Source organism: Nioella sp. (assembly GCF_964229645.1).
In the GTDB taxonomy this organism is placed as follows: domain Bacteria; phylum Pseudomonadota; class Alphaproteobacteria; order Rhodobacterales; family Rhodobacteraceae; genus Nioella.
This window is the reverse complement of record NZ_CAXREX010000246.1, coordinates 1-12,658: the sequence shown is the minus strand read 5'-3', so window position 1 is coordinate 12,658 and position 12,658 is coordinate 1. Positions and strand designations below refer to the sequence as shown.

The following is a 12,658-nucleotide window of genomic DNA, read 5'->3' as shown; positions in this document are numbered from 1 at the left end:
GGGGCCCCACCGAAAAGCGCATGGGCAATGGCCGCGGCAGAGGTCGTGTTGCCGATCCCCATCTCGCCGGTGACCACCAGGTCGGCCTCGGGGTCAACCGCGTTCCAGCCTGCCGCCAGCGCGGCCACCACCTCGGCCTCGCTCATCGCGGGGCCTTGGGTGAAATCCGCCGTGGGCCGGTCAAGCTCCAGCGCATGCACCTGCATCTGTGCGCCAGCCGCCTTCGACAGCTGGTTGATCGCGGCACCGCCCGCTTCGAAATTGGCGACCATCTGCACCGTGACCTCGGCCGGGAAGGCCGATACGCCGCGCGCCGTCACCCCGTGATTGCCCGCGAAGATCAGGACCTGGGGCGCCTCGATCCGGGGCCGCCCGTCGCCGCGCCAGCCCGCGTACCAGATTGCCAGGTCTTCCAGCCGCCCAAGCGCGCCCGGCGGCTTGGTCAACTGGCCGTTGCGGTCCTGGGCGGCGGCGTTGGCGGCGGTGTCGGGGCCGGGTGCCTCGGCCAGAAGGGCGCGAAACTCGGCAAGCGTGCTGAACGGGGCGGTCATGGGTTCTCGTGTCTCTCTCTCGTTGCCACGGGGGGCTTGGCCGGATATGCCGGATTGCCAGAAGGAATGCGACCCCGAGGAGCACGCCGCATGGCCAACCGCGACATCCTGCGCCAGTTTTCCGGCGACCTGCGCCTTGCGCTCGGCCTGCTGACCCGGCTTCCCCTGCCCGGCACGCCCGACATGGCCCGTGGCGCGCAGGCAGCCTGGGCCTGGCCGCTGGCCGGGCTCGCGCCCGCGGCGCTGGCCGCGCTGGCCATGACGCTTGGCAGCGCGCTTGGGGTGCTGCCCGGCGTGACGGCGGCGCTCGGGCTTGCCGTATCGGTCATGGTCACGGGGGCGATGCACGAGGACGGGCTGGCCGACACGGCCGACGGGCTCTGGGGTGGCTGGACGCCCGAGCGGCGGCTCGAAATCATGAAAGACAGCCGCATCGGCGCTTACGGGGTGATCGCGCTCATCCTGTCGCTGCTGGCGCGCTGGTCGCTGCTGGCGGGGATCGTGGCCTCGGGCAGTCTCTGGGCGCCGCTCCTGGCGGCGGGGGCGATCTCTCGGGCGCCGATGGTGCTGCTCATGGCGTGGATGGAACCCGCCCGCGAGGGCGGCTTGTCGCGCGCGGTCGGTCGCCCGTCGATGGAAACTGCGGGCCTGGCCGTCCTGGCCGCAGCGCTGCCCGCCCTTCTCCTGTCCGGCCCCGGCGCGGTGTTGGCCATCCTGGCCGCCTTCGCGGTCGCGCTCGGGCTTGGCCGGATCGCGCAGGCCAAGATCGGCGGCCAGACCGGCGACATCCTGGGCGCGAGCCAGCAGCTGGCCGAGATTGCCGCCCTGTCCGTTCTGGCCGCATCGCTCTGATCCGGCGCGGGGCGCGCACGAAAAAGCCCCGCCTGCGAAACCGCGGACGGGGCTTTCCTGTTGCTTTTCGGGATCGGATCAGGCCGCGCGGGCGGTCAGAACCTCGTCGACGCGCTTCTGCGCCCCGGCTTCATCCATGCCGTTCACGGCGGCCAGTTCGCGGGTCAGACGCTCCAGCGCCGCTTCGTAAAGCTGACGCTCGGAATAGGACTGCTCCCGCTGATCGTCGGCGCGGTGCAGGTCGCGCACCACTTCGGCGATCGAGATCAGGTCACCCGAGTTGATCTTCTGTTCGTATTCCTGGGCCCGGCGCGACCACATGGCGCGCTTCACCTTGGCCTTGCCCTTCAGGGTGTCGAGCGCCTTCTTGACCACGTCGGGGCTCGACAGCGAGCGCATGCCCACTTCGGCGGCCTTGGCGGTTGGCACACGCAGGGTCATCTTGTCCTTCTCGAAGGAGATCACGAACAGCTCGAGCGTCAGCCCGGCGATTTCCTGCTCCTCGATGGACACGATCTGCCCGACCCCATGCGCGGGGTAAACGACATAGTCGTTGGGGCGGAATTCCTGCGACTTGCGCGATTTCGTCATGTGTATTCCTTCTCATCCCCGGATTTCAGGCGACAAAAGCACCGCGCGGAAAGGCTGGCTTTCCCCTACGGAGTGTGTTGGCGCTGAGTTTATGCGCGGCTTGGCGGGGCCGCAGCTATCCGTTCGCAGACATCATTTGTAACGGAAATATAGCACAAGAATTGACCAATTAAAAGATTCGCACGTGAACCAGCGCGAAAAGCCCTGTTTTCACAGGGATTTGCCGCACTGCAACATTGTTTGCCGCCCCCGCGCAAGGCCAGGGCGGGCCGAATCGGTCAGCCGCCCTCGCCCGGGGCTTCGGACAGAAGCGGCAGCTTGCCTTCCTTGCCGTCAAATTCCTCGGCGGTGGGAAGGGGATCTTTCTTCGAAACGATGACGGGCCACATCTCGGAATATTTCCGGTTCAGCTCCACCCATTTCTCCATGTCCGGCTCGGTATCGGGCCGGATGGCGTCGGCGGGGCACTCGGGCTCGCACACGCCGCAGTCGATGCATTCATCCGGATGGATCACGAGGAAGTTCTCTCCCTCGTAGAAGCAATCCACCGGGCACACCTCGACACAGTCGGTGTACTTGCAGTTGATGCAGTTCTCGATCACGGCGTAGGTCATGGCACATCCACTCTCTCGACTTACTTGGGGGTTTAGACCCCCCGCCCCGATCATTCAAGCGGGCTGCGGCGTAAAGAACCAAGCGCCCGGCGATCCTTGCCGGTCGGGCGCCCTTTTCCCTCGTATTGCGGATTTTCGGGGACGCTTTCCTTGACCGGTGTCAAATCCTCGTAAAGCGTTCGTGCCTCGGGCGCGGGGCCGCGCCGCTCACCGAGCGCCAGCACCTTGACCACCCGGATATCGCGCCCCTGAAGGAAGGTCAGCACATCGCCCGGCCCGACCGAGGCCGCGGGTTTCAGAACCTTCTGCGCATTCACCCGGACATGCCCGCCCGACACGACACGCGCGGCCAGGCTGCGGGTCTTGAAGAACCGCGCCTGCCACAGCCACTTGTCGAGCCGCAGCCGGGGTGCAGGGGCGTCGCTCAGCTGTTGCCTTTCAGCCCCATCAGCGCCTGCGCGAAGGGGTTGTCGGGGTCGATCTGCTTTTCCTTGCGCTCGGGCTTGGACGAGAAGCTCTTGGGCTTGTCGTTGCGCGGGCCCTTCGGACCACCCTTGCCTTTGGGGCCACCCTTGCCACGCGGCTTGCCTTGCCCTTGCGGACGACCACCGCCCTCGCGGCGGGGGCCTTTCGGGCCCTGGCGGCGACGCGGCGCCCAGGTGAAGGTGTAGAACACTTCCATCTCGGGCGCCTCGGCTTCGGCGCTGGCCTCGGCAGGGCTGTCGGGCAGCTCGACCGGGGCGTCGGCAGGGGCCTCTGACGGGGCCTCGACCGGGGCTTCGGCAGGAGTTTCGGCAGGCGTTTCCACCGGGGCCTCGGGGGCCTCGGAAGGGGCGTCGCCCGGCACTTCGGCGGGGGCATCGGGCGTTCCGCCCTCGGCGGCGGCCTGCTTGACCTTGACCCGCTCGCCCTTTTCGGCGGCGTAGCCCAGGCCTTCCATCAGGTCGGCGAACTGGTCCAGCGTCATGCCGGTGATCGACAGCATGTCTGCCGTGGCCTCGAAGCCGCCCCGGCTGTCCTGCTGGCGCAGCATGTCGGCCAGGCGTTCCAGCATGTCGATGCGGATCGCGCGCGCACCGGCCAGCCGGTAGCCCGAATTGGTGTAATATTCTCGCGGGGCAGCCTCGACGGCGGGGATCGTCACCAGGCCCGGCGGCGGGCTTTCGTGAAATTCCGCGTGATCGCTGGCCAGCCCCCAAAGCACCAGGCGCAGGCGCGTCGGTGCGGGTTTGAGCAGCAGCTGCTGGAAGATCGTGAACTGGCCGAAGCGCACGCCATGCTTGCGCAGAAGGCCCCGCGATTCCTGGTCGAGCGCCTTGACGTCGTCGGCCACTTCGGCACGGGGCAGCACGCCAAGCGCCTCGACCAGCCGGAAGGCGAAGCCACGGGCAAGCCCGGTGATCGCCTCGTCGCGCGACATCGCCAGCAGCGGTTCAAAGAGCGTCGCCACCTTGCGGTCGATGAAATGCTGCAAGCGGCGCTGTACCTTCTGCATCACCTCGGGGCCGGCTTCCTCGTCGACGAAGGCCTCGGCCACGGGCTTGAGCGGCTCTGCGCCCTTCACCAGCTTGCCGATCGCCTGGTCGCCCCACATAAGGCCGCCCTGCTCGGTGAAATCGAACTCGGTATCGGGGGCATTGTAGAAGCGGTCGGCGCGCAGGTGGAATTCGGGCCGAAGCGCCGCCACCGCCGCCTGGCGCAGCGTTTTCGCCTCGTCCGGGGTCGCGCTGGCGTCCTGCCGGAAACGGAACCCTTCCAGACGGCCGACGAATTGTCCTTCGACCGTCACTTCACCCTTGTCGTTCACGTCGGCCACAAGGCCCTCCTTCTGCTTCAACCGGCGCAACAGCACGCTCGTGCGCCGGTCAACAAATCTTTGGGTCAGACGCTCGTGCAGGGCATCCGACAATCGGTCTTCTACGGCACGCGTGGCCCCGCGCCAATGGGTTTCGTCATCGACCCAGCTGGAACGTTGCGCCACGAAGGTCCAGGTGCGGATATAGGCCAGACGTTTCGACAATGTGTCAATGTCGCCATCTGTCCGGTCGAGCCGCTTGACCTGCCGCGCCATCCAGTCGTCGGGCACCCGGCCCAGGTCATGCAGGAATTCGAAGATGCGGGTCAGAAGGCTGGCATGCTCGGCATGGCTGATGCCCCGGAAATCGGGCACGCAACACACATCCCACAGAAGCTGCACGTCGCGCGCGCCCCTGATCCGTCCGGCCACGTCCTCCTGCCCCGATATGGCCTTGAGCGCCATGACATCGTCGGCCTCGCGCGCCCGGGTCAGCCATTCGCCTTCGGCCGGGGCTTCGAGCGAGGCCAGAAGCCGCCCAACCGATCCGAATTCCAGCCGCGAATTGCGCCAGAAGAGCTTGCCCACGGGCCGGAAGCGGTGGCTGGTGATCGCCTCGACCACCTCGTCCTCCAGCGGGCTTGCCTCGCCGGTCACGCCGAACGTGCCCGGTTCCGTGTGCCGCCCTGCCCGTCCCGCGATCTGCGCCAGCTCATTGGGCGCCAGCGCCCGCATCTTCCGCCCGTCGAACTTGCGCAGCCCCGAAAAGGCCACGTGCCGGATATCGAGGTTCAGCCCCATCCCGATGGCATCCGTCGCCACCAGGTAATCCACGTCGCCGTTCTGGTAGAGCTCGACCTGCGCGTTGCGCGTGCGTGGGCTAAGCGCGCCCATCACAACCGCCGCGCCCCCGCGCTGGCGGCGCAGAAGCTCGGCAATGGCGTAGACATTATCGACCGAGAACCCCACGATGGCCGCGCGCGTCACCATCCGGCTCAGCTTCTTCGACCCGGTATAGCTCAGCTCCGAGAACCGCTCGCGGCGCATGAACTGCACCCCGGGCACCAGCGCAGCAATCGCCCCCTTCATGGTGTCGGAGCCCAGGAACAGCGTCTCGTGCAGCCCCCGCGCGTTCAGCAGCCGGTCGGTAAAGACATGGCCCCGCTCGGGATCCGCGCAAAGCTGGATCTCATCGACGGCCAGGAAATCGCAGCCCATCCCCGTGGGCATCGCCTCGACCGTGCAGACCCAGTACTGCGCGCTGTCGGGCACGATCCGTTCCTCGCCCGTGACCAGCGCCACCACGCGCGGGCCACGCAGGGCGACGATCCGGTCATAGACCTCGCGCGCCAGCAGCCGCAGCGGCAGGCCGATGACACCGGTGCGATGCGCCAGCATCCGCTCGATGGCATAATGGGTCTTGCCGGTATTGGTCGGCCCGAGAACGGCCGCGATGCGCCCCTGGCGTTGCATGGTCCTGCTCTCTCGCCCTCGATCCCGGCGCGTTACAGCGCGGTGCCCTCGGTCGCCAGCCGCAACCGTTCCAGGGCGCTATGTATGTCGGGGTGGCGCGGATGTATAGCCGACGCGGCTTCGAAGGCGGCAAGCGCGGCATCCAGCTGGCCGATTTCCTCCAGGATCATGCCAAGCCCCGCCAGCGCGCCCCAATGGCGCGGCTCCAGCGCAAGGGTATGGCGCAGGTCGTCGATGGCAGGCCCGTAATGCCCGGCCAGGAAATAGGCGGCAGCACGGGTGTTCCAGCCTTCCGCGAATTCCGGCGCATGGTCGGTCAGCGCCGTCAGGTGGTCGATGGCCAGCGCGGTCTCGCCCGCCTCCAGCGCCGCCTGTCCGCGCCGCAGCAAGAGGTCCGCCGAGGCCGAACCCGACAGGCTGAGCTGGATCTCGATGTCGCGTTCCACGGTTTCCCAAGCGGTCTCGTCGGGGTCGGCGAGCCGGGTGAAAAGATCGTCGAGCCGGTCTGCCGCCGCGGCCAATGGCACAAGGGCCAGCATCAGCGCGGTAGCTGCCGTCACGACAATGTTGTATGTTGAGGTCATATTCCGCATGGTCTCTTTCGAACTTAGCATCTGGGGCCGGTCATTCCAGAGATTTCCGGCCGGAGACATTACGAGGACGATCACATGAGCGAGATCATTACGGCAGCGGTTGCCGCCCTTTCCGAAAAACTGTCCGGCGGCTTCGACGGCTCGGCCAAGTTCGACATCGAAGGCGAGGGCGCGATCATCGTCGACGGCTCGGGCGTGCGCGCCGCCGATGACGGCGACGACGCCGATGTCACCCTGTCGGCGGATGCAGAGACCTTCCAGGAAATCCTGGCAGGCGAACTCAATCCGACCTCCGCCTTCATGGGCGGCCGCCTGCGCCTCGATGGCGACATGGGCACCGCCATGCGGCTCGGGGGCATGCTGGGGTAACTGGCCATGGATGCGGCGCCATTCCTGTCTGAAATCGCGGAAGGCCCGGAAGGGGGCCGCGCCTGGTGGCTGCGGGCCCGCGATTCCACCCGCCTCCGCATCGCGTCCTGGCCCGCGTCCCCGGGCGGCAAGGGCACCATCCTGATGTTCCCCGGCCGCACGGAATATATCGAGAAATACGGGCGGCTGGCCAGGGACATGGCCACCCGCGGCTACGGCATGGTCGCCGTTGACTGGCGCGGCCAGGGACTGGCCGACCGCCCGGCTCACCGGCGCGACATGGGCCACGTGGTCAGCTTTGACGAATATCGCGAGGACGTGGAGGCCGTGCGCGCCGCGCTCGAAAAGCTGAACCCGCCAAAACCCTGGTTCCTGATCGCCCATTCCATGGGCGGCGCCATCGGGCTGAGGGCGCTCTACGACGGCTTGCCGGTGGCGGGCGTGATCTTTTCCGCGCCCATGTGGGGCATCCGCATGTCGGGATTTCTCAAGGCGATCTCGGGCGTGGTGATGGGCCTGTCGAAATCGCTAGGGCTCGACACCAGCTTTGCCCCCACCACGGGGCCGGCCGCCCCGATGGAATTTGCCGACAACCCGCTGACCAATGATCGCGAGATGTTCGACTACATGGAAGGCCAGGTCGCCAGGCATCCCGAACTGGCGCTTGGCGGTCCGTCGATCCGGTGGGTGAATGCCGCGCTCAAGGAAACCGAGACGCTGATGGCGATGGACCCACCGGACCTGCCGATGCTGGTGCTTCTGGGAACGGACGAGCGGATCGTCGAAAGCTCGGCCATCCTCGCACGCGCGGCCACCTGGCCCGGCTGCAAGCTGCACAAGGTCGAACGGGGCCGTCACGAGGTGCTGATGGAATCGCCGGACATGCGCGAGCCGCTTCTCGACCTGATCGACACCTGGTGTGACGAGGTCATGACCGTGCAGGCCAAGACCGGCTGACGGGGGCGGCATCCGACGCGGATGCCGGTCCGTTTTCCGGCGTGGAAAACGCCGCCCGACCTCCCTGTGTCTCGCCCCCTGAAATCCGCAGCGGATTTCATCCGGTTTCCGCATCGGGAACCGCCCGCGCCGACTATGCCGTTTCGTCTGCACGGGGGGTGTACGGAGGGCACCCCCCTGTTTCAGCCGGAAAATCCGTCCTTCAGAACCCCGTCTTCCAGCCGCAGAACCCGGTCCATCCGCGCTGCAAGCTCGGGGTTGTGGGTGGCGATAAGCGCCCCCATGCCGGTGTCACGCACCAGCCCCAGCAAGGCTTCGAACACCACGTCCGACGTGGTCGGATCGAGGTTCCCGGTCGGCTCGTCGGCCAGCAGAACCTGCGGCCGGTTGGCCAGCGCCCGGCAGAAGGCGACACGCTGCTGTTCGCCTCCGGACAGCTCCGAAGGCCGGTGGGACGCGCGCGCCTCCAGCCCGACCCGCGCCAGCAGATCGGCCGCCCGCGCATCCGCCTCGCGCCGGGCCACGCCATTGGCCAGCTGCGGCAGGATCACGTTTTCGGCGGCCGAGAATTCCGGCAAGAGGTGGTGGAATTGATAAATGAAACCAATGCGTTGCCGCCGTGCTGCCGTGCGGGCGCGGTCGCGGGCACGGGTCAGGGCCTTGCCGCCGATTTCCACCGTTCCCGCATCGGCGGTATCGAGCAGCCCGGCGATATGCAGAAGCGTCGACTTGCCCGCCCCCGAGGGCGCGACCAGCGCCACGACCTCTCCCGCACCGATGGTGACAGAGGCCCCGCGCAGCACCCGGACCTCGCCAGGCTGGCCGAGCTTGTAGCCTTTCTCGATCCCGTCGAGCTTGAGAACCGCCTCACTCATAACGCAGCGCCTCCACCGGGTTCATCCGCGCTGCGCGCCGGGCCGGGAAAATGGTGATGATGAAGGACAGCCCAAGCGACAGGCTGACCGCCGACATCACGTCGCCGAATTCCAGCCGCGCCGGCAGCGTCGACAGGAACCGCACCGACGGATCCCAAACCCCGCCCCCCGCGATCCAGTTGACGAATTCGAAGATCGGGTCGATCCAGATCGCGAAGGCGCAGCCAAGCGTCACACCCGCAAGCGTGCCCGCGACGCCGATGGACGAGCCGCAGATGAAGAAAACGCGCAGGATCGAGCCCTCCGACAGGCCCATGGTGCGCAGGATGCCGATGTCGCGGCTCTTGTTCTTGACCAGCATGATCAGGCCCGAGACGATGTTCATCGTGGCGATCAGCACCAGGATCGACAGGATGATGAACATCACGTTGTCCTCCATCTGAAGCGCGCGCAGGAAAGCCCCGGCATTGTCGCGCCAGGTCCAGACGATCACGCCGCTGCCCGCCGCCCGCGTCAGCGGGATGACCATGTTCAGAACCTCGTCGGGGTCCTCGACCGAGACCTCGATTTCATCGGCCACCCCGTCGCGATTGAAATAGCTCTGCGCCTCGGCAAAGGGCAGGTACACGCGCACGCGGTCGATGTCGTAGCGGCCCACCTGGAAGATGTAGACCACCTCGTAGGCGTTGATCCGCGGGCTGGTGCCGAAGGCGGTTCGCGCGCCATCGGGAGAGATGAGCCGCACGCGGTCGCCCACGCTCAGCCCCAGTTCGTGCGCCACCCCGATGCCGATCGCAATGCCCTCTTCGAAGCGGGCGATGTCGCCATAGGCGATCTCGGGGTCTGCCACTAGGGGCACGCTGGCCAGGTCGCCCGGAGTGATCCCCAGCACCTCGACCCCGGCATTGCGGCCCTGGAACGTGGCCATGACCTGCCCCCGGATCACCGGAAAGGCCCCGGTCACCGAAGGCACCGCGCGCAGCCGTTCGGCCATCGCGTCGTAATCGGAAATCGCACGCTCGACCCGGCCGTTGTCCAACTGGCGCGCCATCGGGATGATGCTGGCATGGGGGTTCGCACCCAAGATGGTGCCGACGAATTCATGCCGGAAGCCCGAGCGCACGGCGAGCGTGGCGATCAGCGCCATCACCGCCAGCATGATGCCCAGGAAGCTGATCCAGGTCATGACGCTGACACCGCCCTCGGCGCGCTTGGCACGCAGGTAGCGCCAGGCGATCAGGAACTCGAACCGGGCGAAAGGTCTGGGCGGGGTCGGCATGGCTGCTCCTCAACTGCACCGCTTGGGGCGCGGGTGCTTGGCGCAGAGACTAGACGATGTTTTGCACGGGCGGAACCGGGGACGCATCACCCTGACGTGAGAACGCGGCGCCGGAACAGGCGCGCCATAAGCGCCGCCAGCCCCGCCAGCAGGGCGTAGCCGCCGATGAACCCCGCCCCGGCAAAAACCGCCCCGCTCGCCGACAGCGGCAGCGCGGGCCGGAAGTCCTGCAAGGCGCGCCGCCCGATCTCGGTATCGAGCCGCGCAGGCAGCAGGATCGCGCGTTCCACCGGGCCCGCCGCGCGCAGCAGCACCAGGTCGGCAGAGAGCGCCTCGTAACGCGTGATGGTGCGGGTCATGTCGGCATTGCGGGCGGACAGGAAGGCAGAGCCCGACAGCTCTGCCAGCGCCTCTTGCCGGGTCAGGCCCGCCGATTGGGCGGACCGGTCGAAATCCGCCACCACGATCGACAACTCGTCCACCGCACCGGCAAGGCGCTGCACGTATTGCTGCGAAGCCTCGGGGAACTGCGCCATGGCACCCGCCCCGGCCAGGCCCGCAACAAGGGCCAGGTATTTCATGTGGTCTGCTCTGTTCTTGTGTCTTTGCCCCAGCATAGCAGGTCGCGCGCCGCCTGTTGAGACCGTGCCGCAAAGGGTGGCGGGGATCGCCCAAACAAAAAAGGCAGGCCACGGGGAGGCCTGCCTTCGCATGTCGTGACCGAAGGGGTCAGAGCCAGGTGTGGAAGCTGCGGCCCTTCATCGGTTCTTCCAGCGCAATCGCAGCGGGGGCGTGATGGGGGGCGTAGATTTCCAGCACCTTCCGGATCGCGGCTTCGGGGCTCAGCTCTTCGCTTTCGCCGCTGCGGCGGCTGGTCAGTTCCACGACGCCGTTCTTCAACCCGCGCGGGCCGACGGTGATCCGCCAGGGCAGGCCGATCAGGTCCATCGTGGCGAACTTGGCGCCGGCCCGGTCCTCGCGGTCGTCATAGAGCGGTTCCAGCCCCGCCGCCGACAGCGCCTTGTAGAGCTTTTCGCAGGCCGCGTCGGTATCCTCGTCGCCCTGGCGCAGGTTCACGATCCCCACGTGGAAGGGGGTCACGCCCTCGGGCCAGATGATGCCCTTGTCGTCGTGGCTGGCCTCGATGATCGCGCCCAGAAGGCGGCTGACCCCGATGCCGTGGCTGCCCATGTGGACGGGCACTTTCTGCCCGTCGGGGCCCTGAACGGTGGCGCCCATGGGCTCGGAATACTTGGTGCCGAAGTAGAAGATCTGGCCCACCTCGATCCCGCGGGCCGAGCGCCGGCGGTCTTCGGGGATGGCGTTGAAGGCGGCTTCATCATGGGTTTCGTCGGTGCGCGCGTAAAGCGCGGTGAACTCTTCCATGATCGCGCGGCACTGGTCGTGGCTGTCATAGTCGATCTCGCGCTCGCCAAGGCGGATGTCGGTCACGGCACTGTCGTAGAAGACCTCGGACTCGCCCGTCTCGGCCAGCACCAGGAATTCATGGGTATCGTCGCCGCCAATGGGGCCGGAATCGGCACGCATCGGGATGGCTTGCAGCCCCATGCGTTCATAGGTGCGCAGGTAGCTGACGAGGTGACGGTTATAGGCGTGAAGGGCGTCTTCCTTGGTCAGGTCGAAATTGTAGCCGTCCTTCATGTAGAATTCGCGCCCCCGCATCACGCCGAAGCGCGGGCGGATCTCGTCGCGGAACTTCCACTGGATGTGGTAGAGCGTCAGCGGCAGGTCCTTGTAGCTGCTGACATTGCTGCGGAAGATGTCGGTGATCATCTCCTCGTTGGTCGGGCCGTAGAGCATGTCACGCTCATGCCGGTCGCGGATGCGCAGCATTTCCTCGCCATAGTCGTCGTAGCGGCCCGACTCGCGCCACAGGTCGGCCGGTTGCAGCGTCGGCATCAGCATCGGCACATGGCCCGCGCGCTGCTGTTCCTCGTGCACGATGTTCTCGATCTTGCGCAGGACCTTGAAGCCGAGCGGCAGCCAGGAATAGATGCCGGCCGCCTGCTGCTTGATCATGCCGGCGCGCAGCATGTAGCGGTGGCTGACGATCTGGGCCTCGGCGGGCGTTTCTTTCAGAACGGGCAGGAAATAACGGGACAGACGCATGTGGGCAGACCTATGGGTTCGTTTGGCCCCTGATTAGGGGAAAGCGCGCGCGGGGGCAATCAGCCTTGGGCCGCGCGGGCGGCGATGCCGAGACAGACCTTGGTGGCCAGCGCCATGTCCTGCACGCTGATCCATTCCAGGGGGCCGTGAATCTCTTGCATCCCGGTAAAGAGGTTGGGGCAAGGCAGGCCAAGTTCGGTCAGGCGGGAGCCATCGGTGCCGCCACGGATGGGCACCGATTTCGGGTCAAGCCCCTGGTCGCGATACGCGGCGCGGGCCAGTTCCACCGGCCCCATGTCCTTTTCCAGCCAGTAGCGCATGTTGCGGTATTGCGGCTTGATCTGGCAGCCGATCTCGGCGCGCGGTTCGGTGGCGGCGACGGCCTGGCAGACCTGTTGCAGAAGCGCGCCCTTGGCAGCGAGCCCTTCCAGCTCGAAATCACGCAGGATGAAGCGCAGCTCTGCCTCGGCGGCGGTGCCCGACATGGCGTAGAGATGGATGAACCCCTCGCGCCCGTCCGTGGTTTCCGGGGTCAGGGTCACGTGGGGCAGCGTCTGCACGATCTTGGCGGCAAGGTGG

At 67.0% G+C, this 12,658-nt stretch carries 14 protein-coding genes; 3 read left to right on the top strand and 11 right to left on the bottom strand.

Annotated elements, in window-relative coordinates:
- Positions 1 to 551: nicotinate-nucleotide--dimethylbenzimidazole phosphoribosyltransferase (locus ACEQXV_RS16665; protein WP_370270088.1), on the bottom strand; the 551-nt coding region annotated here is incomplete at its 3' end.
- 90 nt (positions 552 to 641) lie between these two features.
- On the opposite strand from ACEQXV_RS16665, the gene cobS reads away from it, so the two are divergent.
- Positions 642 to 1,403, top strand: a complete 762-nt coding sequence (cobS, locus tag ACEQXV_RS16660; protein WP_370270086.1) for an adenosylcobinamide-GDP ribazoletransferase — start codon at positions 642 to 644, stop codon at positions 1,401 to 1,403.
- A gap of 78 nt (positions 1,404 to 1,481) precedes the next feature.
- Here cobS and ACEQXV_RS16655 read toward each other — a convergent pair whose 3' ends face one another.
- The 5 genes from ACEQXV_RS16655 to ACEQXV_RS16635 all read right to left on the bottom strand — a co-directional run bounded on the left by ACEQXV_RS16655 (position 1,482) and on the right by ACEQXV_RS16635 (position 6,460).
- Positions 1,482 to 1,994 carry a CarD family transcriptional regulator gene (locus ACEQXV_RS16655; RefSeq protein WP_370270085.1) on the bottom strand — a complete coding sequence of 171 codons (513 nt, stop codon included), beginning with the start codon at positions 1,992 to 1,994 and terminating at the stop codon, positions 1,482 to 1,484.
- Between the two features lie 278 nt (positions 1,995 to 2,272).
- Positions 2,273 to 2,608 carry a ferredoxin FdxA gene (gene fdxA / locus ACEQXV_RS16650; protein ID WP_370270084.1) on the bottom strand — a complete coding sequence of 112 codons (336 nt, stop codon included), beginning with the start codon at positions 2,606 to 2,608 and terminating at the stop codon, positions 2,273 to 2,275.
- Between the two features lie 50 nt (positions 2,609 to 2,658).
- Positions 2,659 to 3,036 carry an RNA-binding S4 domain-containing protein gene (locus ACEQXV_RS16645; RefSeq protein ID WP_370270089.1) on the bottom strand — a complete coding sequence of 126 codons (378 nt, stop codon included), beginning with the start codon at positions 3,034 to 3,036 and terminating at the stop codon, positions 2,659 to 2,661.
- Complete coding sequence (locus ACEQXV_RS16640; RefSeq protein ID WP_370270083.1) at positions 3,033 to 5,876, bottom strand: helicase-related protein; 2,844 nt, start codon at positions 5,874 to 5,876, stop codon at positions 3,033 to 3,035. The genes ACEQXV_RS16645 and ACEQXV_RS16640 overlap by 4 nt, the downstream gene beginning before the upstream one ends.
- A 32-nt stretch (positions 5,877 to 5,908) precedes the next feature.
- The gene (locus ACEQXV_RS16635; protein ID WP_370252910.1) at positions 5,909 to 6,460 is read right to left on the bottom strand and encodes a tetratricopeptide repeat protein; all 552 of its coding nucleotides are present in this window, start codon (positions 6,458 to 6,460) and stop codon (positions 5,909 to 5,911) included.
- Positions 6,461 to 6,544: 84 nt separating this feature from the next.
- Here ACEQXV_RS16635 and ACEQXV_RS16630 point away from each other — a divergent pair, with 84 nt between their 5' ends.
- The gene (locus ACEQXV_RS16630) at positions 6,545 to 6,838 is read left to right on the top strand and encodes an SCP2 sterol-binding domain-containing protein (RefSeq protein WP_370270081.1); all 294 of its coding nucleotides are present in this window, start codon (positions 6,545 to 6,547) and stop codon (positions 6,836 to 6,838) included.
- Positions 6,839 to 6,844: 6 nt separating this feature from the next.
- Positions 6,845 to 7,795 (top strand): alpha/beta hydrolase, encoded by a 951-nt coding sequence (locus ACEQXV_RS16625; protein WP_370270080.1) that lies wholly within the window; start codon positions 6,845 to 6,847, stop codon positions 7,793 to 7,795.
- Positions 7,796 to 7,977: 182 nt separating this feature from the next.
- Here the strand turns inward: ACEQXV_RS16625 and ACEQXV_RS16620 are convergent, their stop codons facing one another.
- The 5 genes from ACEQXV_RS16620 to ACEQXV_RS16600 all read right to left on the bottom strand — a co-directional run.
- Positions 7,978 to 8,670 carry an ABC transporter ATP-binding protein gene (locus ACEQXV_RS16620; RefSeq protein ID WP_370253183.1) on the bottom strand — a complete coding sequence of 231 codons (693 nt, stop codon included), beginning with the start codon at positions 8,668 to 8,670 and terminating at the stop codon, positions 7,978 to 7,980.
- A complete protein-coding gene (locus ACEQXV_RS16615) occupies positions 8,663 to 9,949 on the bottom strand; it encodes a lipoprotein-releasing ABC transporter permease subunit (protein WP_370270079.1) in 1,287 nt (428 codons plus the stop codon). Before ACEQXV_RS16615 ends, ACEQXV_RS16620 begins: the two co-directional genes overlap by 8 nt.
- Positions 9,950 to 10,035: 86 nt before the next feature.
- Complete coding sequence (locus ACEQXV_RS16610; RefSeq protein WP_370270077.1) at positions 10,036 to 10,530, bottom strand: DUF2937 family protein; 495 nt, start codon at positions 10,528 to 10,530, stop codon at positions 10,036 to 10,038.
- A 148-nt stretch (positions 10,531 to 10,678) separates the two neighbouring features.
- Positions 10,679 to 12,079 carry a proline--tRNA ligase gene (proS, locus tag ACEQXV_RS16605; RefSeq protein WP_370270076.1) on the bottom strand — a complete coding sequence of 467 codons (1,401 nt, stop codon included), beginning with the start codon at positions 12,077 to 12,079 and terminating at the stop codon, positions 10,679 to 10,681.
- Between the two features lie 59 nt (positions 12,080 to 12,138).
- Positions 12,139 to 12,658: M20/M25/M40 family metallo-hydrolase (locus tag ACEQXV_RS16600; RefSeq protein WP_370270075.1), on the bottom strand; the 520-nt coding region annotated here is incomplete at its 5' end.

Excerpts from the sequence above, each read along its gene's own strand:
- ACEQXV_RS16655 (WP_370270085.1), bottom strand. The coding sequence starts at position 1,994 with ATGACGAAATCGCGCAAGTCGCAGGAATTCCGCCCCAACGACTATGTC.
- ACEQXV_RS16625 (WP_370270080.1), top strand. The coding sequence starts at position 6,845 with ATGGATGCGGCGCCATTCCTGTCTGAAATCGCGGAAGGCCCGGAAGGG.
- ACEQXV_RS16610 (WP_370270077.1), bottom strand. The coding sequence starts at position 10,530 with ATGAAATACCTGGCCCTTGTTGCGGGCCTGGCCGGGGCGGGTGCCATG.
- ACEQXV_RS16640 (WP_370270083.1), bottom strand. The coding sequence starts at position 5,876 with ATGCAACGCCAGGGGCGCATCGCGGCCGTTCTCGGGCCGACCAATACC.
- ACEQXV_RS16615 (WP_370270079.1), bottom strand. The coding sequence starts at position 9,949 with ATGCCGACCCCGCCCAGACCTTTCGCCCGGTTCGAGTTCCTGATCGCC.
- ACEQXV_RS16635 (WP_370252910.1), bottom strand. The coding sequence starts at position 6,460 with ATGACCTCAACATACAACATTGTCGTGACGGCAGCTACCGCGCTGATG.
- ACEQXV_RS16630 (WP_370270081.1), top strand. The coding sequence starts at position 6,545 with ATGAGCGAGATCATTACGGCAGCGGTTGCCGCCCTTTCCGAAAAACTG.
- ACEQXV_RS16620 (WP_370253183.1), bottom strand. The coding sequence starts at position 8,670 with ATGAGTGAGGCGGTTCTCAAGCTCGACGGGATCGAGAAAGGCTACAAG.
- fdxA (WP_370270084.1), bottom strand. The coding sequence starts at position 2,608 with ATGACCTACGCCGTGATCGAGAACTGCATCAACTGCAAGTACACCGAC.
- cobS (WP_370270086.1), top strand. The coding sequence starts at position 642 with ATGGCCAACCGCGACATCCTGCGCCAGTTTTCCGGCGACCTGCGCCTT.
- proS (WP_370270076.1), bottom strand. The coding sequence starts at position 12,079 with ATGCGTCTGTCCCGTTATTTCCTGCCCGTTCTGAAAGAAACGCCCGCC.